Genomic DNA, 22,988 nt, shown 5'->3' on the forward strand with positions numbered 1-22,988 from the left:
CGCAGTTACCCGCGCCGGGCACTCATGCGATAATCAGTTCTTCGTTTTGTCGACCAGCTTGGACGCTGCGATCCACGGCATCATGGCGCGCAGCTTTGCGCCGGTCGCCTCGATCGGGTGAGCGTCGTTACGGGCGCGGACGGCCTTGAAGCCGACGTTGCCGGACTGGTTCTCAAGGATGAAGTTGCGCACGAACGTGCCGTCCTGAATGTCGTTCAGGATGCGCTTCATCTCTGCCTTCGTCTCCGGCGTCACAACGCGCGGACCCGAGACATACTCGCCATATTCGGCGGTGTTGGAGATGGAGTAGTTCATGTTCGCGATGCCGCCCTCATAGATGAGGTCAACGATCAGCTTCATCTCGTGCAGGCACTCGAAATAGGCCATCTCGGGAGCGTAGCCACCCTCGACCAGCGTTTCGAAGCCGGCGCGGATCAGCTCGACCACACCGCCGCAAAGAACAGCCTGCTCACCGAACAGATCGGTCTCGACTTCCTCCTTGAAGGTCGTCTCGATGATGCCGGCGCGGCCACCACCATTGGCGCAGGCATAGGAGAGGGCGATCTCCAGAGCGTTGCCGGACGCGTTCTGCGCCACGGCGACGAGGGACGGCACGCCGCCGCCACGCTGATACTCGGAACGCACCGTGTGGCCCGGGCCCTTCGGTGCGATCAGGAACACGTCGAGGTCAGGACGGGCTTCGATGATGCGGAAGTGGATGGACAGGCCATGCGCGAAGGCAAGAGCCGCCCCCTGCTTCAGGTTCTTCTCAAGCGACTCCTTGTAGAGTGCGCCCTGACCTTCGTCAGGCGTCAGAACCATGACGACATCGGCCCACTTCGCGGCCTCGTCAGGCGTCATCACCTTGAAGCCGGCGGCTTCAGCCTTGGCGACGGCGGAGGACGTGGGACGAAGACCGATCACGATCTCCTTGACGCCGCTGTCCTTCAGGTTGTTGGCGTGGGCGTGGCCCTGGCTGCCGTAACCGATGATCGCGACCTTCTTGTTCTTGATCAGGTTAACTTCGGCATCGCGATCGTAATAGACGCGCATGGACATAGTGTTATGCCTTTCAGTGCAGAAAAACGGGGACTGGCCAGAGACCTCGCCCCGCAAAGGAGAACTCAGAGCGTGCGGGGGCCTCTGGTGAGACCGGCGACACCGGTGCGGGAGACTTCGACAAGCCCGATGGGGCGCATCAGTTCGATGAAACTGTCCAGCTTGTCACTCGCCCCCGTCAGCTCGAAAACAAAGGAACTCGCCGTTGTGTCGACGGCGCGTGCCCGGAAGGCTTCCGCAATGCGGAGCGCCTCGGTCCGAGCCTCGCCGGTGGACACCACTTTCACGAGCACCATTTCGCGGGCGATATGTGGCCCAAGCGTTGTCAGGTTGGCAACACGGCAGACCGGGACCTGCCGATCGAGCTGCGCCCGGATCTGTTCGATGATCTCCGGCGTGCCGGACGTCACGATGTTGATGCGGGAGCGGGCCCCGTTCGCCTCGACGGGGGCGACGGTCAGGCTCTCGATATTGTAGCCGCGTCCGGAAAACAGGCCGACCACGCGCGCGAGCACGCCGCTTTCATTGTCCACGAGAACGGAGATCACGGCGCGGGTGAGGGCCTCGCCGCCTGCGGCATGGCCATCGGGAGAGAATGCTGCTGTCGGGGTCGACAGGTCAGAAAGATGTTTCATCGACTGAATCCGGGTCCGATCCGTTACGACGTCCGGGCGGCTGTAACCGCGGCGGACGCAAAAGGGAAGAGACGGAGTGGCAGAGCTGTCCGTCTCCTGCTCCACGGGCTGGTGGAGCGCCGTGCTGCCTCAGACGAGCATCTTGCCCTCGTCCGTGATCGCGGCGCCTTTTTCCTCCTGCTCAGGCCCGAGAATCATCTCGTTATGAGCTGCGCCGGACGGGATCATGGGGAAGCAGTTCTCGCCCTCCGCCACGCAGATGTCGATCACGGCGGCGCCGTCATGCGTGAGGGCGGCGCGAATGGTGTCGTCCAGTTCGCTCATCTTCGTGGCGCGGAACCCCTTGGCGTGGAAGCTCTCCGCCAGCTTGATGAAGTCCGGCAGGGCATCGCTGTAGCTCTCGGAGTAACGGCTTCCGTGAAGCAGTTCCTGCCACTGACGGACCATGCCCATATAGTGGTTGTTGATGATGAAGATCTTCACCGGCAGGCGATACTGCGCGATGGTGCCGAGTTCCTGAATGTTCATCAGCGTGGAGGCTTCGCCCGCCACGTCGATCACCAGCGCATCCGGATGCGCGACCTGTGCGCCGACTGCTGCCGGAAGACCGTAGCCCATCGTGCCGAGGCCGCCCGATGTCAGCCAGTGGTTCGGGCTTTCGAACTTGAAGAACTGCGCTGCCCACATCTGGTGCTGGCCGACTTCCGTGGACACGAACGTCTCGCGGCCCGTTTCAACAGCCAGTTCGTAGATGCGTTTGATGGCCTGCTGCGGCTTGATGACCGCGTCGGGTGCCTGATCCTGCGTGAAGCGCAGGCAGTCGAGCGCCTGCCATGCCCGGATGCGCGACCACCATGTCTCCAGCGCCGCCGTGTCAGGCTTTGCGGACTGGGCTTCCCACTCTTCGATCATCATCGCGATGGTGTGGCCGGCATCGCCGACGATCGGCACATCCACACGGATGATCTTGTTGATCTGCGACGGGTCGATGTCGGCGTGGATCTTGAAGGAGTGCGGCGAGAACGCATCGACGCGGCCTGTCACACGGTCATCGAAGCGCGAACCGAGGGCGATCAGCACGTCACAGTCATGTGTCGCCAGATTGGCTTCGTAGGTGCCGTGCATCCCGAGCATTCCGAGGAACTGTCTGTCACTGGCGGGGAATGCGCCAAGGCCCATCAGCGTGGCGGTGCAGGGGAAGCCCGTCATGTGGACAAGGCGGGTCAGATCGGCACAGGCTTCCTTGCCTGCGTTGATCACGCCACCACCGACATAGAACAGCGGACGCCTGGCCGATTTCATGGCCGCGACAGCGCGGGCCACGGCCTTGCGATCCGGTTCGACGCGCGGCTGGTAGGAGGCGCGGGGCGTCTTGCTTGGCGGTGCATAGGGCGCCGGGCCGACGGTGATGTTCTTCGGCAGATCGACAACCACAGGGCCCGGACGGCCCGAACGGGCGATCTCGAAGGCCTCGTTGACCACCGGGGCGAGTTCTTCCGGGCGCTTGACCAGATAGTTGTATTTGGTCACCGGGCGGGTGATGCCCGTCGTGTCCGCTTCCTGAAAGGCATCGTTGCCGATCAGCGACACGGGCACCTGACCGGTCAGGCAGACCAGCGGGATCGAGTCCATCAGGGCGTCGAGCAGGCCGGTCACGGCGTTGGTCGCGCCCGGACCGCTCGTCACCAGAACCACGCCCACGCGTCCTGTCGACCGGGCATAAGCCTCCGCGGCATGGACGGCCGCCTGTTCGTGACGCACCAGAATGTGGCGGATGCGGTCCTGCTGGAACAGCGCGTCATAAATCGGAAGGACAGCGCCCCCCGGATAGCCGAAGACGACTTCCACACCCTGATCCACAAGAACCTTCATGAGAACCTCGGCGCCGGACAGCGTGGTGCTGGCGTCGGGCTGGGTCGCAATCGTCTGTGTGGTGGCGTTCATCGTCGTCTCCTTGGGGGCATTGCCCTCAGGCTTTCTTCTCACTCGGGTTGCTCTGCTGGCCGACCATATTCCGGCCGGTGGCAAAATGACGCCTGTTGGTCCCGATGCCAGCAGACGGAGGGCGGGTTTATGCCTCTCGAACCGGGGCGTCAACCTGTTTATGGATAAAAGAAACAATTTCTGTTATTTTTCTTTCCAAAAGTTGCTCAGAAATGCCAATTCTATTTTCGATAATAACTGTGTCTTCCGGCTCCGCCAGAGCCTGATGGTTAAACCACGTCGCCTGCCGCTTCGTGTAACGACCTGTCGCCAGCACGGCCCGCTCTTCCGCCTGAGCAAGATCGATCTCGCTGCGCAGCATGGCCGCCAGTTCCGGGACACCGTGAGCGCGCATGGCGGGCAGGGCAGGGTCGAGCTGCTGTTCCAGCAAAGCGCGGACTTCCTTGATGGCTCCCTGTTCGATCATCAGCCCGAAGCGACGGGCAATGGCGGTTCGCAGCACCTCACGTTCGGGATCGAGACGGATGGCGATGAAACGGCAGTCCACCGAGGGTAGCCCCGGCTGTGTCCGCCACCATGCCAGCCCTTTGCCGGTACCGCGCCAGACTTCCCATGCCCGCGCCAGTCGCTGCGGATCGGTGGGGCGCAGACTTGCCGCCGTGTCCGGATCGACATCCATGAGGCAACCATGAAGCGTGGCGGGATCGACGGCGAGGGCACGGGCTTCCTCCCGTGCCTCCGGGCCGGGATCGGGCACTTCCGTCAGCCCGTTGGTCAGCGCGCGCAGATACATGCCTGTTCCTCCGCACAGGATCGGCAGCCGCCCCGTGGACCATGCCTCCTCAAGCGCGGCGATGGCTTCCAGCCGCCACCAGGCCACGCTGCGGGCTTCGGCGGCGGGGCTGACACCGTAAAGCCGATGGGGGAGGCGAGCTTCCTCTTCCGGCGTCGGGCGGGCCGTGAGCACGCGCAGTTCACGATAGACCTGCATGGAATCCGCATTGATGACCGTGCCGCCCAGCCGTTCACCGAGCGCGAGCGCCAGCGCGGATTTTCCGGAGCATGTCGGGCCTGCGACAATCACGGCGATACGCCTGCTGTCCGTTTTCTTCATCATCTCGTCGCTTGCCTCCTGCCGCCAACCCTGTCACACGCAGCATCATCATGAGCGCCATCCTGACACTCGTCGCGAACCGCGAAGCCACGACCCTCACGTCCCACGACATCGATCTGGCCACCACGCTGGCTGCCGGGCGTGAGCCGACCATCCTCTCGCCGGGCGAGGCGGTGGATATCCCCTGCGCCCCGCTCACGCCAGCACAGATCGACGCCATCCGCGCCGGTCTCGATACGCGTGCGGTCGATGTCCTGTATGGACCTTGCGAAAACCGGCGCAAAAAGATCCTTGTGGCCGACATGGACAGCACGATCGTTGCCAACGAGACGCTGGATGACATCGCGGCCCATGCCGAGCGTCTCCGTCCCGGTATCGGTGAGGAAGTCGCCGCCGTCACGCGCCGGTCGATGAACGGCGAGATCGACTTCCAGACATCTCTCCGCAATCGGGTGGCCCTGCTGGAGGGTCTGCCTGCTTCCCTGCTGGAAGCGGCGTGGCAGGACGTGAAGATCAATGCGGGCGCCCGCACGCTCGTCCAGACCATGAAGGCGAACGGTGCCGTGACGGCGCTGGTGTCCGGCGGCTTCACGTGGTTCACCAGCCGGGTCGGTGCGGCCTGCGGTTTCCATGAAAACCATGCCAATCATCTCACTGTGTCGGACGATACGTTCACCGGCACGGTCGGCGAGCCCATTCTCGGGCCGGATGCGAAACTCCGACATCTCATCCGCATTGCCGCCACGAGTCGTCATCCGCTCAGTGCCGCGCTGACGATCGGTGATGGTGCGAACGATCTGCCGATGCTGCGCGCGGGAGGGCTGGGCATTGCCTTTCATGCCAAGCCGGTGGTGAGGCGCGAGCGTATGGAAAGCCGGATCGACCACGGCACGCTGCGGTCCGCGCTGTTCGCGCAGGGCTATCGCGGCGGAGAGTTCGTGGAAGAGTGAAGGAGACGGGGATGCCCCGTTTTAGCCACTCTTCGCCCGACTGTTTTCAAATTTACTTGTACAGATGAAAGTGCGGAACTTTCCGGTCTTCTGACGGCACGGGATTTATTTGATACAGAGATCTTATATTTCTTGACAGGCGCGGCGCGGAAAGCCGACGCGTGATCATGAACACCCTGCATCTGATCGCCCTGTTGTTCACGCTGTCAGCATTTCTGTGCATCGTGAACGCGCGCGTGCTGCACCTGCCCATGACAATCGGCGTCATGATCCTTTCCATGCTGTGTTCGCTGCTGATCGTCGTGCTCAATCCGCTGTTTCCGCATCACGATCTGAAGCATTTCCCGCAGACCGTTCTGGGTGCGGTCAACCTGCCGCAGGCTCTCCTGAACGGAGCCCTGAGCCTGCTGCTGTTCGCCGGGACGCTTGGGGTCGATTTCGGGCATTTCCGCACGAGACTGGCTTCGGTTTCTGCACTCGCCCTGCTGGGCACGGTTCTGGCGGTTATTCTTCTGGCCGGGGCGACATGGGTCATTTTCCCGTTGCTGGGTATTCCCATTCCCTTTTTGTGGTGCGTCCTGCTGGGGGCGATTCTTGCCCCTACGGACCCGGTCTCCGTGGTCGGCATGCTGCGCCGTCTGGGATTGCCGGGAGCGTTGCAGGCAGTATTCGCAGGCGAAAGCCTGTTGAACGACGGTGTGGGGATCGTCGTCTTTGATGTCACCATCGGTCTTGCCACAGGGCATGTCGAGGGTGTGACGCTCGCAGAAATTGCGATCCGCTTTGTCCGCGAAGCGATCGGGGGCTGCCTGTTGGGCTTCGCGACCGGTTGGCTGGCGCTACTCGTCCTGCGTCTCGTGCGCGACACGCGCGATCCACACATCACCCTGCTCGTGTCACTCGCTCTGGCGACAGGCACATTCAGCCTCGCCAGCCTCTTTGGTATGTCCGGTGCGGTCGCGGTGGTCGTGGCGGGGCTGTGTCTCGGCACGCAATACGGACGGTTCGTTCTGGATGCGGACGCCCGCAAGAAACTGGATGGCGCCTGGTCCCTGTTCGACGAGGTGCTGAACGCCCTGCTTTTCGTCCTGATCGGTTTCGAGATGCTGGAAGTGCCCGAGCATCTCTCATCCTTTACGGCGATGCTGGTCGTCATTCCGCTGGCCGTCATCGTGCGCTGGCTGAGCGTGTTTCTTTCGACGCTGCCGGTTCATCTGCGCCACTGGGACAAGGGGCGGATGGTGGCCATGCTGACATGGGGCGGCCTGCGCGGGGGCATCTCGGTGTCGCTGGCGCTGAGCCTGCCTGCTGGCGATTTACGGAATCTGCTGCTGCCGATCTGTTACGGCGTGGTCGTGTTCACCATCATCGTTCAGGGGCTGACCATGGAGCACGTGGCGACGCGGCTTTATCCAAAGGAAAAATGATCGACCGTCGAGAGCAATAGCAGCGCTGGCGGTATCAACGATTTCAGATTTCTGGAAAAATGGCGCACCCGAAAGGACTCGAACCTCTAACCCCCAGATTCGTAGTCTGGTGCTCTATCCAATTGAGCTACGGGTGCGTCGTGGCGGCCTTATAGAAAGGAAGGAGAGTGAAGGCAATCCCCCTCTTTTCATTTTTCTGAAATTTTCCCCCGCCGTCTCATCAGTCCTCTACGCCGTGCGCCGCCTTGATTTCTCCCCTGCCACAGAAAGCATCTTCCGTGAAAAGAGCGCTGGCGATGTCGGGAGCGAGCTTGAGAACGCCGGAGTGAAGCGCCGCGAGGGGCAGCGTGGCAGCGTCAGCGCCATGTTGCAGGGCCGGAAGGATGTCGGGTCCGTAACTGTCGAGCAGATCGGTCAGATAGCTCTCGGCCCCGTCGATGATGCGGCTGAGCATGGGGAAATTCTGCTGACTGAGGCCGGGTGGGCCAAAGACCGGGGTGGGTGGTGAGGTGCTGGTATCGTACCCGATGGTCTGGCCGTGCGGAGCCGTGAGAATCGCTTCGAGAAAAATCGACCAGTCATGCCGGAACGCGACGGCCCGTTCGCCATTGGCTACCAGCCCGAACGCAAGTCCACCGCTCTTCTCCACCCGGCGGGTCCCCGGTTCGGCAGCCATGTAAAATCCGGCGAAAGGCACCCCGAGGGCGGTTTGCAGATGCCGCTGGATGGTGCCGCCATAGCCCACATCGACAACGCCGTGACGGATGCCTCCACCGGCAGCGATGCCCTGTGCGTCCGTCCATGCCATCAGATCGTCGCGCGTGCAGTGGGCCTGCCGGACAATGGGGTCCTGCTGCAACCGGGTCAGATTCCGCGTGACGGCGCGGTCTTCGGGCAAGCTCACTCTAACGTCCTGCATGGGGTCATCCGGAGGCAGCACGACTCCCAGACGGGCCTCCAGCAGCGCGGCCATGCTGCCGCGATAGCCGTCGCCGCTGTGAAAGAGGATGTCCGGATCGAAACGGACGGCCTGTGCCGCCGAGATGGCGACCCGCCGTGAGATGGGAAAGACCGATGCTTCCGGCAAATGCGGCAGCCAGCATGTGCGCAGATGTGTGTAGAGGTGGGAGAGAAAGACGCCCTCCCGCGACAGGAAGAACAGGCGCTCCAGTTGCGGGAGAGCCGGATGCCGGACGAGGCGGGCAAGAAACGTCGTCAGCAAAGGGCCGAGCACGACGCGCCCGAGTGTTTCAGGGCTTGTCAGCGTGATGGGCGAGGTCAGGCTTTGCGTACTGGTGCCCGGTGTCTGCGGCGTCAGGAAGGGCGACTCGAACAGATCGGTGACGAGCGGTCCGAGAAGGATATCCCCTGCGAGACGATGCTCTTCGGCATGAGCCGGCGCTGTTTGTGCCGGACTGTTCAGGGAGTGGAAGAGGGGAGCCGAGAGAGGGGAGAGCCGGAGGAGATTGAGGCCGGACATCACATGATGGTGGCGGATGCGGAGGTCGGCGGTGCGCTGGATATCGGCCTGCTCGTTGTCGCCGACATGGAGAAGCGTCGTGGTGTCTTCGCAGGCGCGCAGCAGATCCCACATGTCACCGCGATCCTTGCGGGCGAGGCGTTCGGACGACAGATAGATTTCGTCGACCAGAGGCAGGATGCCGGTGCGTTCCAGCACGGGATCGAGTTCCGCCCGGGTGAGATAGGTGTCGCTGACGATCAGTGTGCGCTTCCCTTCGGCGCGGGCGAGCCGAAGCGCTTCAAGCACGGCGGGACGGGGGCGCAGCACATTCTGGTCGATCCGCACCTCTTCCCGGCGGGCCAGTGCGAGCGCTGGCTCCGGCCAGCCGGTCAGGGTGGCAAGGGCGGCATAGATGTCGTTCAGCGTGACGTCATCGGTGTCGAAGAGCGCCTTTCGCGCCCTGTGTTCGGCCTGCTGGCGCAGGATGAAGAAGTCGCGCCCGGAGGGGACCAATGTGGGGAATGTCCGGGCCAGCCGGTCTGCGACGGTGTGGTGGATCGTATCGGAGGTCAGGGCGATGCGGGTGAGCAGCGTATCGAACAGGTCGAAGGACACGGTCTTCGCCTGTCGGATGGCGGCGGCGAGATCGCCCGGCGTGGTGCGCTCATACTGGTCGAGATTCTTGCGGCCGCCACCGACGCGGATCAGACCGGCGCTGCGATCGTATTCATCGACGCGGTGCCCGGTGGAACGGGCTACGAGACCGAGGCATCGTTCGACGGCATGGGCGAGTGTGCCGTCCGTCTGGCCGGATTCTTCCGGGAAATCGTCAGAAGACCATGGAAGGTCCAGCAGGGAAGCCATCGCTTTCGACCGCGCCCAGAACATGCTGCCAGCGGGATAATCGAAATAACCGGCGGGCGGCGTGATGTTCAGGCGCTGCAGGAGGGGGCGGGCGACGGCCTTGTTGGTAAGCCAGGTCCACGCCCACCATGGGACGGTGGGGCCGGGAGCGGGTTGCAGGAGACCGAGCGTTTCATCGTCGGCAAAGCGCTGGAGAATACCGTTGATTCCCTGCGGAGTGGGCAGCAGCGTGTCCAGCAGGGTGGCACGCCATGACTGTTGTTCCGTGCCTGTATAGAGCGATTTCTTGGTGTGCAGATGCAGGAACAGATCGTGTTGAAGTAATGCCTGTCGCCAGCAGACCAGAAGTGGCCCGAAATTGCGTCCCCGGTTGGGCGCGACACGGATGAAGGCGCGCGAGTCCGGCAGCAAACTCTCGGTAAGCTCGCTGATTGCGAGAGATTTTTCTTCAGTGTCGGTGGTGAACAGCAGGGAGTGGGGTGCGGGGAAAGTCTTCAGACGCGGCAGGATGTCGTGCTCGAGCACGTCGAGATGAAAGACGTGCACGCTGACGGCGATGCTTGGCGGTCGGGAAAGCGCCGGCAGCAGCCGGGTAGCAACCGTCGCGCCCTGATCGTTGTGGAGGCCACGATCATTGATGCCTTCCGCCACACTGCCTTCCCCGATCCCGTGCAGGAGATAATGGAGCAGTGCGTTGTCGGTGCCCGGCACGAGGTGCCAGTTGCGGGCGAGATAGGCTTTCGTATCGAAAAGCGGGCCGGGATCGAGCTGTCGGTGGGTGCCTGCGGTGAGGAAGTGGGTAACGAGGTCTTCCGTGTCGCGCTCATAAGGCGGCAGATGCAGGCGGTACCACGCGTCATCGAAAAGGCCGGACGCAATGATGAGCGCGTGAGAGCTTTCCGGGCTGTCCTCGTGACGGGTCATAGGAAATCTTGTCTCATGTCGGTTCCACGCAGGCAACGTGTCGTCAGGAAGCGGGGCTGCGTTGTTGCTGATCACAGACGTCTGTCCTAGTCTCCTGTAGTACTGCGTGTTGCGACGTCTCATGGAAAGCGGGTCGGATACAGTGCATAGAAACACCGAGACTCAGTCTTCTGACAGACGAGGCGAAATTCTCGAAATAGCGGCGCAGCTTTTTGCGGAGCGTGGCTACAAGGGCACTTCGATCCGTGACATCGCCGAGCGTGTCGGGATGCTGCCGGGCTCTCTCTACTATCACATCAGTTCCAAGGAAGCCCTGTTCGTCGAAATTCACGACAAGGCGATCGACGCGGCGGCGCAGCGGGTCCGCAAGGCCATGGAGCCGTTTTCCGATCCATGGAAACGGCTGGAGGCCGCGAGCAACGAGATGCTCGACCTGCAGCTCAATCCGGATTCCCTGACCTTGCCGATCATGAACAACCTGCGGGCCGTTCCTGACGAGGTGCGGCAGGCGCTGGTGCGCAAGCGTGACGAATACGAGGTCATCTTCCGCCAGATCGTGGACGGTCTGCCCCTGCCGGTCGGGATGGACCGGAGTATCTACCGTATTCTGTTGCTGAAGATTCTGAATACGGCGGACAGTTGGTACCGGGACGGCCGCCTGAACCGGACCGAGATCGCAGCCCAGATCACGGCTATTTTTCGCCACTGAAGGTTTTCCGAGGGGCGGGATAGGCTGACCCGCGACGGGTACCCGATGTGCGGGAACGTCACTGCTGGAAGGCGAGTCATCGTGCTTTCGGCCGCGGGGTCGAAAGCCCGGCGCAACCGCCCGGGCGCGCCCTTCTGTCACGCTTCCTGCCGCCTCACCCTTTTCAGAACAGCGCCATTCGGGCAGCATCCGCGCCATGAAAGACCTGACCGACACCCTGATTTCGCCTCTGCTTCCCCTCGTTCGTAAACTCGACCCCGAGCGGGCCCATACGCTGGCCATCGACGCCCTGGCGCTCGGCGTGAGTGTGCCCGCCAGCCGCCCCAAGGATGATCCGGCGCTGGCCGTCCGGACACTGGGCATGCGCTTTCCCAACCCAATCGGCATGGCGGCCGGTTTTGACAAGAACGGCAGGGTGATCCGTCCGCTGGCACGGCTCGGGTTCGGTTTTGTGGAAGCGGGCACGGTCACGCCCCGTCCGCAGGCAGGTAACCCGAAACCACGCCTGTTCCGACTGGATGAGGACCGGGCGATCATCAACCGGATGGGGTTCAATAATGACGGAATCGACCGGTTCGCCATCCGCCTTGCGCGGCTGCACCGGGGGAAAGGCTTTCATCCCGGAGTTCCTTTCGGAGCCAATCTCGGCATCAACAAGGTCGGCGCGGACCCGGAAAAGGACTATCCGGACCTGATCCGGCGCGTGAAGCATTATGCCGATTACATCGTGCTCAATCTTTCGTCCCCGAACACGCCGGGACTGCGTTCGCTTCAGGGCGCGGAACGCCTGTCCGGGCTCCTGGCTGCCATCGCGGCGGCGCATGAGGAGCGGCCACCCCTGCTCATCAAGCTGGCGCCCGATCTTGCAGCAGAGGAGATCGGACCGATCGTCGAGGCGGCTGTGGCCGGAGGAGCGCAGGGTCTGATCGTCAGCAACACGACGCTCGCGCGCCCGACCAGCCTGCGAAGCTCTTTCGCGGGAGAGGCCGGGGGGCTGTCCGGGCGGCCACTGAAGCAGCGTTCGCTGGAGATGCTGCGCGAGGTGGCGCGTCTGGTGAACGGTCGCCTCGTTCTCATCGGCTGTGGCGGCATCGAGACGGGAGCGGATGTTGTCGCGCGCATGCGCGCCGGTGCCGATCTGGTGCAGGTCTATACGTCTTTCGTGTACGAAGGCCCGGCGCTGATCGCGCGACTGAAGCGCGAGGTGCTGACCATCCTGCGGGAACAGGGTGTTGAATCGATTGTTGACCTGAAGGGAGCTGACCTGTGAGCACGCGGCGGATCGAGGTTCTCAGGGGCGTTGCGCCGCTGGCGGATCGTTATGATGGTTTCATCATCGATCTGTGGGGGACGGTACACAATGGCGTGCGGCCTTTTCCCGGCGCGGTGGAGTGTCTGCGGGCTCTGAAAGACGCCGGTAAACGGATCGTCCTGCTGTCCAATGCACCCCGTCCGGCATCGGTGATCCGCGGACAGCTCGACGCGATGGGTGTGGAGTCCGCGCTGTATGACGGTGTCATCACCAGCGGCGAGGTGACATGGCGCGTGCTGGCGGGTTGTGCCGATCCGTCCGTCGCCAGCGTGTGGCCGTGGGTGGAAACGCTCGGAAAGCGGGTGTTCCATATTGGCGGCCAGCATGATCTGGCGCTGTTCGAGGGGCTGGGCGTCGAGCGTGTGAGTAATCCGGCGGACGCGACGTTCGTGCTGAACACAGGACCCGATGAGCGTCGCGGGCAGACGGAGCTGGAGCCCTATCTGGAGCCGCTCGCGGCCTGCGCCGTGCGCGATCTCCCGATGATCTGCGCCAACCCGGACATGGAAGTGATCCGCGATGGCGTGCGGCTGATCTGCGCGGGCCTGCTGGCAAAGGCTTACGAGGAGAAAGGCGGCGTCGTACACTGGATCGGCAAGCCTTTCCCTCCCGTTTATGAGCCGGTCTTCGCGATGCTGGATGTGTCGAAGGACAGGATCATCGCCGTTGGTGACGCACTGGCGACCGACATACGCGGCGCGGCGAACGTCAGCATCGACGCGCTGTGGGTACTGGCCGGTATTCACGGCGAGGCATTGGGTGACGATCCGGCGCTGGCGCAGGAAGAAGCGGATGGAGCGGGACTGGCTCCGGTGGCGAGCGTTCCGGCCTTCGTCTGGTGACAGGTGCACAGGGGGCGGACTGTTTCCGCCTCCTGCGCGCTAACCTCTGGTTCTTGTCAGATTGTAATTGCGAATAAATCTTACTTTCATATATAGCGCGGGATCTCACTCACCTCTTAGACGCCGAGAGTGTTTTCCATGCTGGTGCATATCCCCAACGTCCTGACTGCCGAAGATTTAGCTTATTGTCGTAAAACTCTTGAAGAATCAGAATGGGTGGACGGAAAGGTCACGGCTGGAGACCAGTCGGCCAAGGCGAAACACAACCTTCAGATTCCCCAGAAGTCAGAGGTTGCGCTTGAACTTGGCGACGTCATTCTCAGGGCTCTGGGACAAAGCGCATTGTTTACGACAGTTGCCCTGCCGTTGCGCGTTTTTCCTCCCCTGTTCAATCGCTATGACGCCGGAATGCAGTTCCGTTCGCATGTGGACAATGCCATCCGTCCCCTGCCGGAAACGAATTTCCGTATTCGTACGGATGTTTCATCGACGCTCTTTCTCAGCGATCCGGAAGAATATGACGGGGGTGAACTCATCATTGAGGACACCTATGGCAGCCACAGTGTGAAGCTGCCAGCCGGAGACCTTGTGCTCTACCCGGCGACCAGTCTGCATCATGTCGCGCCGGTCACGCGTGGAAGTCGCTGGGCCTCTTTTTTCTGGACGCAGTCGATGGTCCGGGAGGACGCAAAAAGAACGCTCCTTTACAATTTTGACTGTTCCATCATCGAAGTACGCAAAAACCTTTCCGATGATCATCCTGCGGTCCTCGGTCTGACTGCAACCTACCATAACCTTGTGCGGGAATGGGCCGAACTCTGAAAAATAGGCAATATACTGGTGTTGATATGATTTGGTTTGAATCAAACATCCTTTGTCATAAAAAACGTCACTTTTTTATTGCGACTCATTCTCGATTGCAGCTAATGGAGCCGTGCCATTTCAGTAACAGTTTGAAGCGCATGGGGTGTCTTGGTCCTGCGTCAGGAGTACGTAAATGAGTCAGTCAGTGCGGTCTGTTTCCCGAAATCCGAAGGTTGGTCTTGCTGTTGCATTCGGTATGTCCGCCGGTTTGAGCGGCGGGGAGGCTCATGCGCAGGAAGCCCAGACTTCCTCAACGGAAACCGATACGTCCATTGCGTTGCCAACCCTGAAAGTGCAGGGAAAGCAGGACGAGGGCGTCGCGGCAGGCAATACGAACAGCACGATCCTCGGTATCGCCCGCATGCCGGCGTCCGTGCGGGAGACGCCGCAGAGCATTACGGTCATTCCTCAGGAAATCATCAAGGAACAGCGTGCCTATACTCTGGATCAGGCGCTGGCGAATGTTCCGGGGATCACCCTATCGACAGGTGAGGGCAATGGCGGCCTGAATGGCGATCAGTTCCGTATTCGCGGTCTTCAGGCACGCGGCGATATGTATACTGACGGTCTGAAAGACTTCGGCACCTATACGCGCGACATGTTCAATATTGAAAGTGTACAGGTCATCAAGGGACCTTCAGGCGAATATTTTGGCGCAGGGAATGTCGGCGGCATCATAAACCAGTCACTGAAGCACGCGCATGCTGGAGATTCGTATAGCTACGATCAGGCTTTTGGAAGTGCATCCCTCTATCGTGGCAATGCCGACGTCAACTATCAGATCAATGACGATATCGCACTCCGGATCAACGGCCTGTATAACCGCTCTGGCGTCGCCGGTCGTGAACTGGTCGAGTCCAACCGTTATGGCACGGCAGTCGATCTTGGGGTCGGTCTGCGGAGCAAGACGTCCTGGCATCTGAACTGGCAGTGGATGCACAGTGACAATGTCCCGGACTACGGGGTGCCGATGCTGAAAATGGCGGACGGTATTTATCGTCCGATCACCAGCCACGGCCTGAATCGTAACACCAGCTACGTCCGTTCCTTTGACCGTGACAACTCGGATATTCATAATCTGACGTCTCAGCTGAAGTCTGAAATCACGCCGTGGTTTACACTGACAAATGACACGCGTCTTACCAAATATGAGCGTGAATACACCGCCACGACCCCGAATGCATGCTCCACGGCAGCCTGTGTTTCGCAATTCATGTCAGGCGGTAATCCTGCTCTCAGCTATGGTGCCGGCGGTGGTGCAGCCTATGACCAGAAAGGCTGGGGTGCGCAAAATATCCTGATGGGTAACTTCCACTTTCATACAGGCAGCATAAAACACGAAATCAAGGCTGGCGTTGACGTAAATTACGAGGACGACAATCGCTACTATGGCACGTGGTACAATCGCGTTGCCAACCAGACAATTCGTAATCCGACCCATTCCAGTGGCGGCGGGTATGTCACGTTTCCCAAGTCCGGTTACAGAAATGTCGATGCCACGAATGTCGGTCTTTTCTTTTCAGATCGCATCCAGCTGACCAAGCAGCTCAACCTGTTCGGCACGGCGCGATGGGATCATTTCGTGAGTAGCTATGCCGCCGCGGATGGGGCTACGCGCCAGTCACAGGCGGCTGACCGCTGGAGTCCATCGGGAAGTCTCGTTTACTCACCTTTTGAGATGGCGTCGTTCTATTTTACCTTCTCGCGTTCCTACAAGCCTGTGGGAACGGATGTCTCCTCCATGGTCACGCTCTCCGGGTCGACCGGCGAAGTTCCGGCTAACGGAAAAGATTTCAAGCCACAGCGCAGCGATCTCTTCGAATTCGGTAGCAAGGCCGACTTCTTCCACAAACGTCTGGGTGCGACGCTGGCGTTCTTCCAGATCAATGAAAACAACTCGTTCTATTATGATGCAAATGGCGACATGGTCTCGGGATTTGCTGATCAGGGAAGCGGACGCCGGGTGCGAGGGGTTGAAGTCAGCCTGACCGGGAAAATAACGAAAAACTGGAATATATACGGCACTTATTCCTACATGGATGGCAAGGTCACGAACAGCACCACGGCCAAAGGGAACGACGCGCCTCAGGTTTCGCACAATAATTTCTCTGTATGGAGCTCCTTCGATCTTCAGGATTATGTGCTCAATCCTGGCTGGGGACAGCTGAAGATCGCTGGTGGTGCTCAGTATGCATCCGGTTACTGGGCTGGACCCGACATCACCAACACAGCCCGTATTCCCTATACGTTTTCGCTGAATGGAATGGTTTCGTGGGAGGTCAGGCATTACCGGGTCTCGTTCAATGCCAATAATCTCACAGATCACCTGAACTACGCTTCTGCCTTCTCGTCCAGCCGCGTTGTCCCCGCTCCGGGGCGGAGTTTTATCGGCAATGTCGGCCTTACGTTCTGATTGCGGTTCCATGTCAGACGCAGTGCGATCTACCTCGGCACTTCTGGCGCTGGGGCAGATCTGCCTGAATCATGGCGATGGCGAACGGGCATTCAGCCTGTTCGAAGCGGCGGCCCGCAGTGGTTCACCGCAAGCGCTGAACATGGTGGGACGCTCGTTCGAACAGGGCTGGGGGGTGAAGCGTGATCCTGTGTCAGCCGCCTCCTGTTTCCGGCAGGCGGCGGAAGACGGCGATGGCTGGGCCGTGTTCAATCTTGCCGACCTCTATATTCGGGGGGAAGGTGTCGTGAAAGACCCTGTTCTGGCCTACGGACTGTACGTCGAAGCCGCGAGGCGTGGTGTTGGGAAGGCCCTGAATATGCTGGGTGTGCTGCATGAGGATGGCTGCGTCGGGGAGCCGGATATTCCAGGTGCCCGGCTGTTTTTTCTGGCGGCGTCCGATGCTGGTGACTGCTGGGGGGCGTTGAATGTCGGGCGGCTCTGGCTTGCCGAGGGCGAGGCAGGGCAGGCCGCCTCATGGTTCGAACGCGCGCTGTCGCTCGGTTTTTCCGATGTGTTTCAGGCTGTGATCACGTTGCTGGAAAAACTGCCCGCAGACCCGAAGCTTCTTTCTGTCCTCGCCAGAGCACGAACGTTGTTGCGCCCACCACCCGGAAACGGAGCGTCATGATGAGCACGCTGCCCGGCATTCATTTCGTTGTTTTCTTTTTTTTTTCAGGAGGTCCTCCATGACCGGTGTGCCTTTTTCTCCATGGGACATGTTTCTGGGCGCCGGGCTGGTGGTCCGCAGTGTGATGATCCTGCTCGCGATCGGGTGTGTGCTGACATGGACGGTGGCCTTCGCCAAGAGTCTTGAATTCGCACTTGTTCGCCGCAGGCTGGCCGCCGCGAAAACCGCATTGCAGGATGCCCCCGCACTGAACCTCTGTGACGGTATGGAAGGCAGCGGCGTCGCGCTTTCAATGGTGATGGCGGCGCAGGATGAACAGGAGGCGTCCGGCGATATCGAAAATGACAGTGAAGGTATCAAGGAACGCATCGCCCTGATGCTCGAACGGCTGGAGGCGCAGGAGGGCCGACGGCTGATGCGCGGCACCGGTCTGCTGGCCACCATTGGAGCCATCGCGCCGTTCGTGGGACTGTTCGGCACGGTGTGGGGGATCATGACGTCTTTCACCGGCATTGCCGCCACGAAGGCCACCAGTCTGGCCGTTGTCGCGCCGGGTATTGCCGAGGCGCTTCTGGCGACGGCCATCGGTCTGGTGACAGCCATTCCCGCCGTGGTGATCTACAATGCTCTTTCCCGACAGACGATGTCATGCCGCGCGCAGGTCGCGGATGTGGCCGCGCTGGTCATGCGGCTGGTCTCGCGGGATCTGGGACGTATGAGTCAGTTGCTGGACAGCGGACAACTCGTCCGTCTCGGCGTGCGTGCGGCGGCGGAGTGACGGGACATGATTCGCATCCGTCATGCCGATGAGACGCCTCACGAGGCGCACGAGATCAACGTCACGCCCTTCATCGACGTGATGCTGGTGCTGCTGGTCATCTTCATGGTCACTGCGCCCCTCACCACGGTGAACGTGCCGGTGGATCTGCCGTCCTCAACGGAGAAACCTGCGCCGAGGCCGGATAATCCGGTGTTTCTTACCGTCAAGGCCGATCACGGTCTGACGGTCGGGGAGGACGATATTACGGCGGAGACGATGGCCTCGGTGCTGGAAGCCGCCACGAAGGGCAACAAGGACGAGCGCATCTTCCTGCGGGCCGACAAGACTGTGGATTACGGCACGCTGATGGCCGTGATGGATAAACTGCGTGCGGCGGGATACCTCAAGGTCGCGCTCGTCAATCTGCAGGGGCAGGAGGAAGGAAGCGAGCCGTGAGTGGAGCAGCGACATCACGTGACGGTTCCGTGCGTTTTTCCGACTGGCAGCGTGGCAGGCTGCAACGCGAACGACGTGGCGATGCCATGCGGTGGAGCATGTCCTTTCTGGCCGTGATGGCGATGGCAGGTGGTACTGTCTGGAGTTTCACGCTTTTGCCTCATCCGGAAGTGAAGCTGGAGGAGCCGCCGCCTGCAGCCATCGCCATTGATCTTGCGCCGGAACCGACTGCGGCAGCCACACCGACCGATGCTCCCCCTGGTCCGCAGCAGACTGTCTCGCAGACGGTTCCCGACCTGACGCCACCGCCGGAAGTGGCCGCTCCGCCATCACCCGCGCCCAACCCGCCGGTGCCGCTTCCCAAACCGGAAAAGCCCAAAGTTCTCAAGAAGAAGATCAAGGCGCTCCCGACCCCTCAAAAACCGGTGCCGGACAGGCTGCCTCCCGCGACTGAAACTACGGCTCCTCCTTCTTCTTCCGCACCACCTTCACTTTCGGCAGCGACACCCGTATCCGGGGCATCGTCTGCGCGTGCTTCCCATGAGAAAGCGACATGGCAGGGAGAATTGCTGGCACGTCTGGAGCATTTCAAACGTTATCCCGCCGAAGCGCAGGCTCGTCGGCAGGAAGGCACCACGATGCTGCATTTCTCGATGGACAGAAAAGGGCATGTCCTGTCGGCAAGTATCGGGAAAAGTTCAGGCCAGGTTGCGCTAGATGCGGAAACGCTGGCCCTGGTCCGCCGTGCGGAGCCCCTGCCGGTGCCGCCCGACAGCATTCCGGGCGATCCTCTTACGCTCACCGTGCCGGTTGCGTTCTATCTGCATGAAAACGGGGGATAAACGGGTTCACGGAACTGTTTTCCGGCTGGTAAGGGTCGTGCCGAGCGAGGACGCGACAATGGCGGCGATACCGAGCCAGTCGGCGAACGGCAAACTCTCGTCGAGCATGAGAGTGCCCATGATGGCGCCCACGGCTGGTTCCGCGCTGGTCAGAACGCTGAAACTTTTGGTCGGGATTTTCCTGAGCGCATACATTTCCAGCGAATAGGGGATGGCACCGGACAAGGCGGCCAGAGCCAGTGCGGCGAAGATGGTTGCTGGCCGCAGAAGGTCGGTGCTGACATGAGTGAGCCCGAAAGGCAGGACGGTCAGCGTGCCTATGATCATGCCGAGCGCCGGGGCATAGGAGCCGAACACGGCGCCGGCGCGCTTTCCCATCAGGATATAGATCGCCCAGAACCCCCCGGCGCCGAGCGACCACAGAAGACCGTAGGGGTCTATCGGATGACTGTCGTGTCGCAGGGGAAGCAGGAGAAACAACCCGATTACGGTGAGGCCGACCCACAGAAAGTCGCTTCGGTTGCGCGAGAAGAACACAGCGAGTGAGAGCGGACCGATGAATTCGACGGCCATTGCGACGCCGAGGGGAATTCTCTCGATGGCGAAATAGAACATCATGTTCATGCAGCCGAGGGCGATGCCATAGGGAAGGGCGGCCCCGACAGATCGCCAGTCGGTGCGGAGGCGCCAGATCCGCATAATCAACGCCAGCATGAAAGCGGCGAGAGCCAGCCGCAGGGTGGTCGTGGCCGCCGGACCGATGATCGGAAACAGGCTCCGGGCAAAGGACACGCCGCTCGTGATCGAGATCATGGAGAGCAGCAGGGCGGCGAGAGGGATAAGCTCTGAGCGGACGGAACGGAATGCAGGCGGCAGATTCATGACCATTGTCTTGTGTCGCTGATAGGCGACGAACCTATTGCAATGGCGCGAGAAGGAAAGTCGGAAACCCCCGCGTCCCGTGATTATTAGCCGTACCGGCCGATAAAACCTGCGTCACCTTTGGCGCGACAGTCGATGGGTCATCTGCTGGACGTGGGTCACGCCCCGCAGGAAGCGGCATGCGTGAAAAGAGGATGGTAAACCCTCGCGGCTGGTTGCGTTGCAGACAACCTAATTGTTTCACGTCAGAAAAAACTGGGAAAACAAAGTGATACGAGATATCGGTTTTTCCGATTTCGTGCATTGGTATTATCTATTGGTTTGATACCGTAACATATGTCAGCGTTGCGACATTGGGTCATGCAGCCCGGTCTCTCGGGCGGAAATCAAGGATTGAGCCACAGAATGTTCACCAGGATGCTGATCGGTTCGGGTTTCATGGACGGAGCGGGAGAGCGGGAAATCATCCATGCGCCAGCCTCTGGCGAGGTGATCATGGAACTGGCGGAAGCGTCTGCCGATCAGGTCAACGCAGCAGTCGCCGCCGCGAGGGACGCTTTTCCGGCATGGGCCGCGACAACACCTGCCGAGCGGTCCGCCTGTCTCCTGAAAGCGGCGGACGCGATTGAGCGTGAAGCGGAGGCTCTGGCGCGCATCGAGTCCCTGAACACGGGCAAGCCGTATCATCTCGTCATGAGAGACGAGATTCCAGCCGTGGCTGACTGCTTCCGCTTCTTTGCGGCGGCAGCGCGCACCTTGCAGGGACCGGTGGCAGGGGAATATCTGGCGGGGCATACGTCGATGCTGCGGCGCGACCCGATCGGCGTGGTCGCGAGCATCGCGCCGTGGAACTATCCTCTCATGATGGGGGCATGGAAGCTGTGCCCGGCCCTTGCTGGCGGCAATACCAGCGTGATCAAGCCTTCCGAGAACACGCCACTCAGTCTGCTCCACCTTGGACATCTGCTGGCCGACATCTTTCCTCCCGGCGTGGTCAATATCGTGCTAGGACGGGGAGCATCCGTGGGACAGCAGCTTCTCGATCACCCGGATATCGCCATGGTGTCGCTGACGGGCGATATCGCCACGGGCCGGAAAGTCATCGCGGCGGCGGCACGCTCCGTTAAGCGCACGCATCTTGAACTGGGCGGCAAAGCTCCGGTCATCATTTACGATGACGCCGATCTCGAAGCGGTTGTTCAGGGTCTCCGCACCTTTGGTTACTACAATGCGGGACAGGACTGCACGGCCGCATGCCGGGTGTACGCGCATGAAAAAATCTATGACCGTCTGGTTGCAGACCTGAGTGCAGCTGTTTCTACGCTTGGTTTTGGCAACAGCGAGGACGCCCTGAACGAGATGCCTCCTCTTATTTCGGCACGCCAGCGTTCACGGGTAGCAGCCTTCGTCGAACGTGCGGCAGAACTGCCGCATGTCGAAATCACGACGGGCGGCCGGATGGGAGAGGGAAGCGGTTATTTTTACGAACCGACGGTCGTTGCCAATGCCCTGCCGACGGACGAGATCGTGCAGCGGGAGGTCTTCGGACCGGTGGTGTCGGTCACGCGCTGTTCCGACATGGACGCGGTTATCCGGGATGTGAACAGTTCCGCCTATGGCCTCGCATCTTCCGTCTGGACGGGCAGCGTCAGTCGGGGCATGGAAACAGCGGCACGGCTTCGCTATGGCTGCACATGGGTCAACACCCATTTCATGCTGGTCAACGAAATGCCGCATGGCGGTTTCCGTCATTCCGGCTACGGCAAGGATCTGAGTCTTGGCGCTGTGGAGGATTATACGGTGGCCCGGCATGTCATGGTGAAATGGAACTGACGAAGACGATGACGGTATCCTCATCCCAGACCGGTCCGGCGGTCTTTCTGACTGGCCTGACAAAATCCTATGGCCATGGAAAGCCTGTTCTGAAAGGGATCGATCTCGAAATCCGGCGGAGTGAGTTTTTTACCCTGCTCGGGCCTTCCGGATCGGGCAAGACCACCACGCTGCGTCTGATCGGTGGTTTTGAGCTGCCGGATGCCGGTGAAGTGTTTCTGAATGGAAAAAAAGTCACGCCTCTTCCGCCGTACAGGCGTGATGTCAACACCATGTTTCAGGACTATGCTCTGTTTCCGCACATGAGCCTGCAGGACAATGTCGCCTATGGCATGAAGATCAGGGGCGTTTCAGCCGCAGAACGTCACGAGCGGGCACAGCAGGCGCTCGCCATGGTGCATCTGGAAGCCGTCGGGGATCGTCGCCCGGCACAGCTTTCCGGTGGCCAGAGGCAGCGGGTGGCGCTGGCGCGTGCACTGGTCAACGAACCGTCCCTGATCCTGCTGGACGAACCGCTCGGCGCGCTGGACCTCAAGCTCCGGCGGGAAATGCAGGTGGAACTGAAGCGCATTCAGAAGCAGACCGGCATAACCTTTGTCTATGTCACGCATGATCAGGAAGAGGCCCTCAGCATGAGCGACCGGATCGCCGTGTTCTCGGAAGGGGTCATCGAGCAGGTCGGTACGCCACAGGCACTCTACGAACACCCGGCCAGCGCCTTCGTCGCCCGCTTCATCGGATCGTCTAATATCTTTCCGGATGGTGACGGTGACATCCTGTTGCGTCCGGAAGATGTGCGGCTGGAAGCGGAAGGATACGTGCCTGCCGCCGAAGAGCAGGTTTTCCCCGGCTTCATTCAGGAGGTTTCCTATCTCGGTCCGGTCACCCGCTGCGTCGTAGGGGGTCCGGAGACGGAACACACCCTGACGGTGGTGGTGCCGTCACGCGGCGTGCGCGGGATCGGGGAAGGGATGGCCGTCTCGGCCGTCTGGTCGTCCAGTTCCGTTTACCCCCTGCCACGCTAAG

General features: G+C 61.0%; 19 protein-coding genes and 1 tRNA gene. 13 read left to right on the forward strand and 7 right to left on the reverse strand.

The genetic code is table 11. From position 1 onward, the window contains the following. Nucleotides 1-33: 33 nt before the first annotated feature. The 4 genes from ilvC to miaA form a co-directional block, all read right to left on the reverse strand. Nucleotides 34-1,053: a ketol-acid reductoisomerase gene (ilvC, locus tag GOB81_RS06820; protein WP_173569770.1), complete on the reverse strand. Its 1,020-nt coding sequence runs from the start codon at nt 1,051-1,053 to the stop codon at nt 34-36. 71 nt (nt 1,054-1,124) lie between these two features. Further along, nucleotides 1,125-1,694: an acetolactate synthase small subunit gene (ilvN, locus tag GOB81_RS06825; RefSeq protein WP_194299832.1), complete on the reverse strand. Its 570-nt coding sequence runs from the start codon at nt 1,692-1,694 to the stop codon at nt 1,125-1,127. Nucleotides 1,695-1,823: 129 nt separating this feature from the next. Continuing rightward, a complete protein-coding gene (ilvB, locus tag GOB81_RS06830; RefSeq protein WP_173569633.1) occupies nt 1,824-3,638 on the reverse strand; it encodes a biosynthetic-type acetolactate synthase large subunit in 1,815 nt (604 codons plus the stop codon). Nucleotides 3,639-3,765: 127 nt separating this feature from the next. Beyond that, nucleotides 3,766-4,755, reverse strand: a complete 990-nt coding sequence (miaA, locus tag GOB81_RS06835; protein ID WP_173569634.1) for a tRNA (adenosine(37)-N6)-dimethylallyltransferase MiaA — start codon at nt 4,753-4,755, stop codon at nt 3,766-3,768. Nucleotides 4,756-4,802: 47 nt separating this feature from the next. On the opposite strand from miaA, the gene serB reads away from it, so the two are divergent. Then, the gene (gene serB, locus GOB81_RS06840; RefSeq protein WP_173569635.1) at nt 4,803-5,702 is read left to right on the forward strand and encodes a phosphoserine phosphatase SerB; all 900 of its coding nucleotides are present in this window, start codon (nt 4,803-4,805) and stop codon (nt 5,700-5,702) included. 167 nt (nt 5,703-5,869) lie between these two features. Next, entirely contained in the window at nt 5,870-7,129 is a 1,260-nt protein-coding gene (locus GOB81_RS06845) for a cation:proton antiporter (protein WP_173569636.1), read from the forward strand. Nucleotides 7,130-7,189: 60 nt separating this feature from the next. On the opposite strand, the gene GOB81_RS06850 is transcribed toward GOB81_RS06845, so the two are convergent. Both GOB81_RS06850 and GOB81_RS06855 read right to left on the reverse strand, forming a co-directional pair. Further along, nucleotides 7,190-7,266: transfer RNA gene (locus GOB81_RS06850), tRNA-Arg, on the reverse strand. Between the two features lie 83 nt (nt 7,267-7,349). Beyond that, the gene (locus GOB81_RS06855) at nt 7,350-10,379 is read right to left on the reverse strand and encodes a rhamnan synthesis F family protein (protein ID WP_173569637.1); all 3,030 of its coding nucleotides are present in this window, start codon (nt 10,377-10,379) and stop codon (nt 7,350-7,352) included. Nucleotides 10,380-10,521: 142 nt separating this feature from the next. On the opposite strand from GOB81_RS06855, the gene GOB81_RS06860 reads away from it, so the two are divergent. From GOB81_RS06860 to GOB81_RS06900, 9 genes are all read left to right on the forward strand, one after another. Next, on the forward strand, nt 10,522-11,088 hold the full coding sequence (locus GOB81_RS06860) for a TetR/AcrR family transcriptional regulator (protein ID WP_338421328.1): 567 nt from the start codon (nt 10,522-10,524) through the stop codon (nt 11,086-11,088). Between the two features lie 196 nt (nt 11,089-11,284). Then, nucleotides 11,285-12,358 carry a quinone-dependent dihydroorotate dehydrogenase gene (locus GOB81_RS06865; protein ID WP_173569638.1) on the forward strand — a complete coding sequence of 358 codons (1,074 nt, stop codon included), beginning with the start codon at nt 11,285-11,287 and terminating at the stop codon, nt 12,356-12,358. Then, nucleotides 12,355-13,242 carry a TIGR01459 family HAD-type hydrolase gene (locus GOB81_RS06870; RefSeq protein ID WP_338421329.1) on the forward strand — a complete coding sequence of 296 codons (888 nt, stop codon included), beginning with the start codon at nt 12,355-12,357 and terminating at the stop codon, nt 13,240-13,242. Before GOB81_RS06865 ends, GOB81_RS06870 begins: the two co-directional genes overlap by 4 nt. 138 nt (nt 13,243-13,380) lie before the next feature. Further along, nucleotides 13,381-14,064: a Fe2+-dependent dioxygenase gene (locus GOB81_RS06875; RefSeq protein WP_173569639.1), complete on the forward strand. Its 684-nt coding sequence runs from the start codon at nt 13,381-13,383 to the stop codon at nt 14,062-14,064. 175 nt (nt 14,065-14,239) lie between these two features. Continuing rightward, on the forward strand, nt 14,240-16,519 hold the full coding sequence (locus GOB81_RS06880) for a TonB-dependent receptor (RefSeq protein WP_173569640.1): 2,280 nt from the start codon (nt 14,240-14,242) through the stop codon (nt 16,517-16,519). A gap of 10 nt (nt 16,520-16,529) precedes the next feature. Further along, a complete protein-coding gene (locus GOB81_RS06885; protein ID WP_173569641.1) occupies nt 16,530-17,189 on the forward strand; it encodes a tetratricopeptide repeat protein in 660 nt (219 codons plus the stop codon). A 58-nt stretch (nt 17,190-17,247) separates the two neighbouring features. Further along, nucleotides 17,248-17,967, forward strand: a complete 720-nt coding sequence (gene exbB, locus GOB81_RS06890; RefSeq protein WP_173569642.1) for a tonB-system energizer ExbB — start codon at nt 17,248-17,250, stop codon at nt 17,965-17,967. Between the two features lie 6 nt (nt 17,968-17,973). Beyond that, entirely contained in the window at nt 17,974-18,405 is a 432-nt protein-coding gene (gene exbD / locus GOB81_RS06895; RefSeq protein WP_173569643.1) for a TonB system transport protein ExbD, read from the forward strand. An 86-nt stretch (nt 18,406-18,491) separates the two neighbouring features. Next, entirely contained in the window at nt 18,492-19,247 is a 756-nt protein-coding gene (locus GOB81_RS06900; RefSeq protein WP_173569774.1) for an energy transducer TonB, read from the forward strand. 6 nt (nt 19,248-19,253) lie between these two features. Here GOB81_RS06900 and GOB81_RS06905 read toward each other — a convergent pair whose 3' ends face one another. Then, on the reverse strand, nt 19,254-20,129 hold the full coding sequence (locus GOB81_RS06905; protein ID WP_173569644.1) for an EamA family transporter: 876 nt from the start codon (nt 20,127-20,129) through the stop codon (nt 19,254-19,256). A gap of 405 nt (nt 20,130-20,534) precedes the next feature. On the opposite strand from GOB81_RS06905, the gene GOB81_RS06910 reads away from it, so the two are divergent. Together GOB81_RS06910 and GOB81_RS06915 are read left to right on the forward strand one after the other, a co-directional pair. Further along, a complete protein-coding gene (locus tag GOB81_RS06910) occupies nt 20,535-21,962 on the forward strand; it encodes a gamma-aminobutyraldehyde dehydrogenase (RefSeq protein WP_173569645.1) in 1,428 nt (475 codons plus the stop codon). Nucleotides 21,963-21,970: 8 nt separating this feature from the next. Next, nucleotides 21,971-22,987 (forward strand): ABC transporter ATP-binding protein, encoded by a 1,017-nt coding sequence (locus GOB81_RS06915; protein WP_173569646.1) that lies wholly within the window; start codon nt 21,971-21,973, stop codon nt 22,985-22,987. Nucleotide 22,988 lies beyond the last annotated feature (1 nt).

Origin of the sequence: Acetobacter conturbans (genome assembly GCF_011516755.1) — a bacterium.
Lineage (GTDB): Bacteria > Pseudomonadota > Alphaproteobacteria > Acetobacterales > Acetobacteraceae > Acetobacter > Acetobacter conturbans.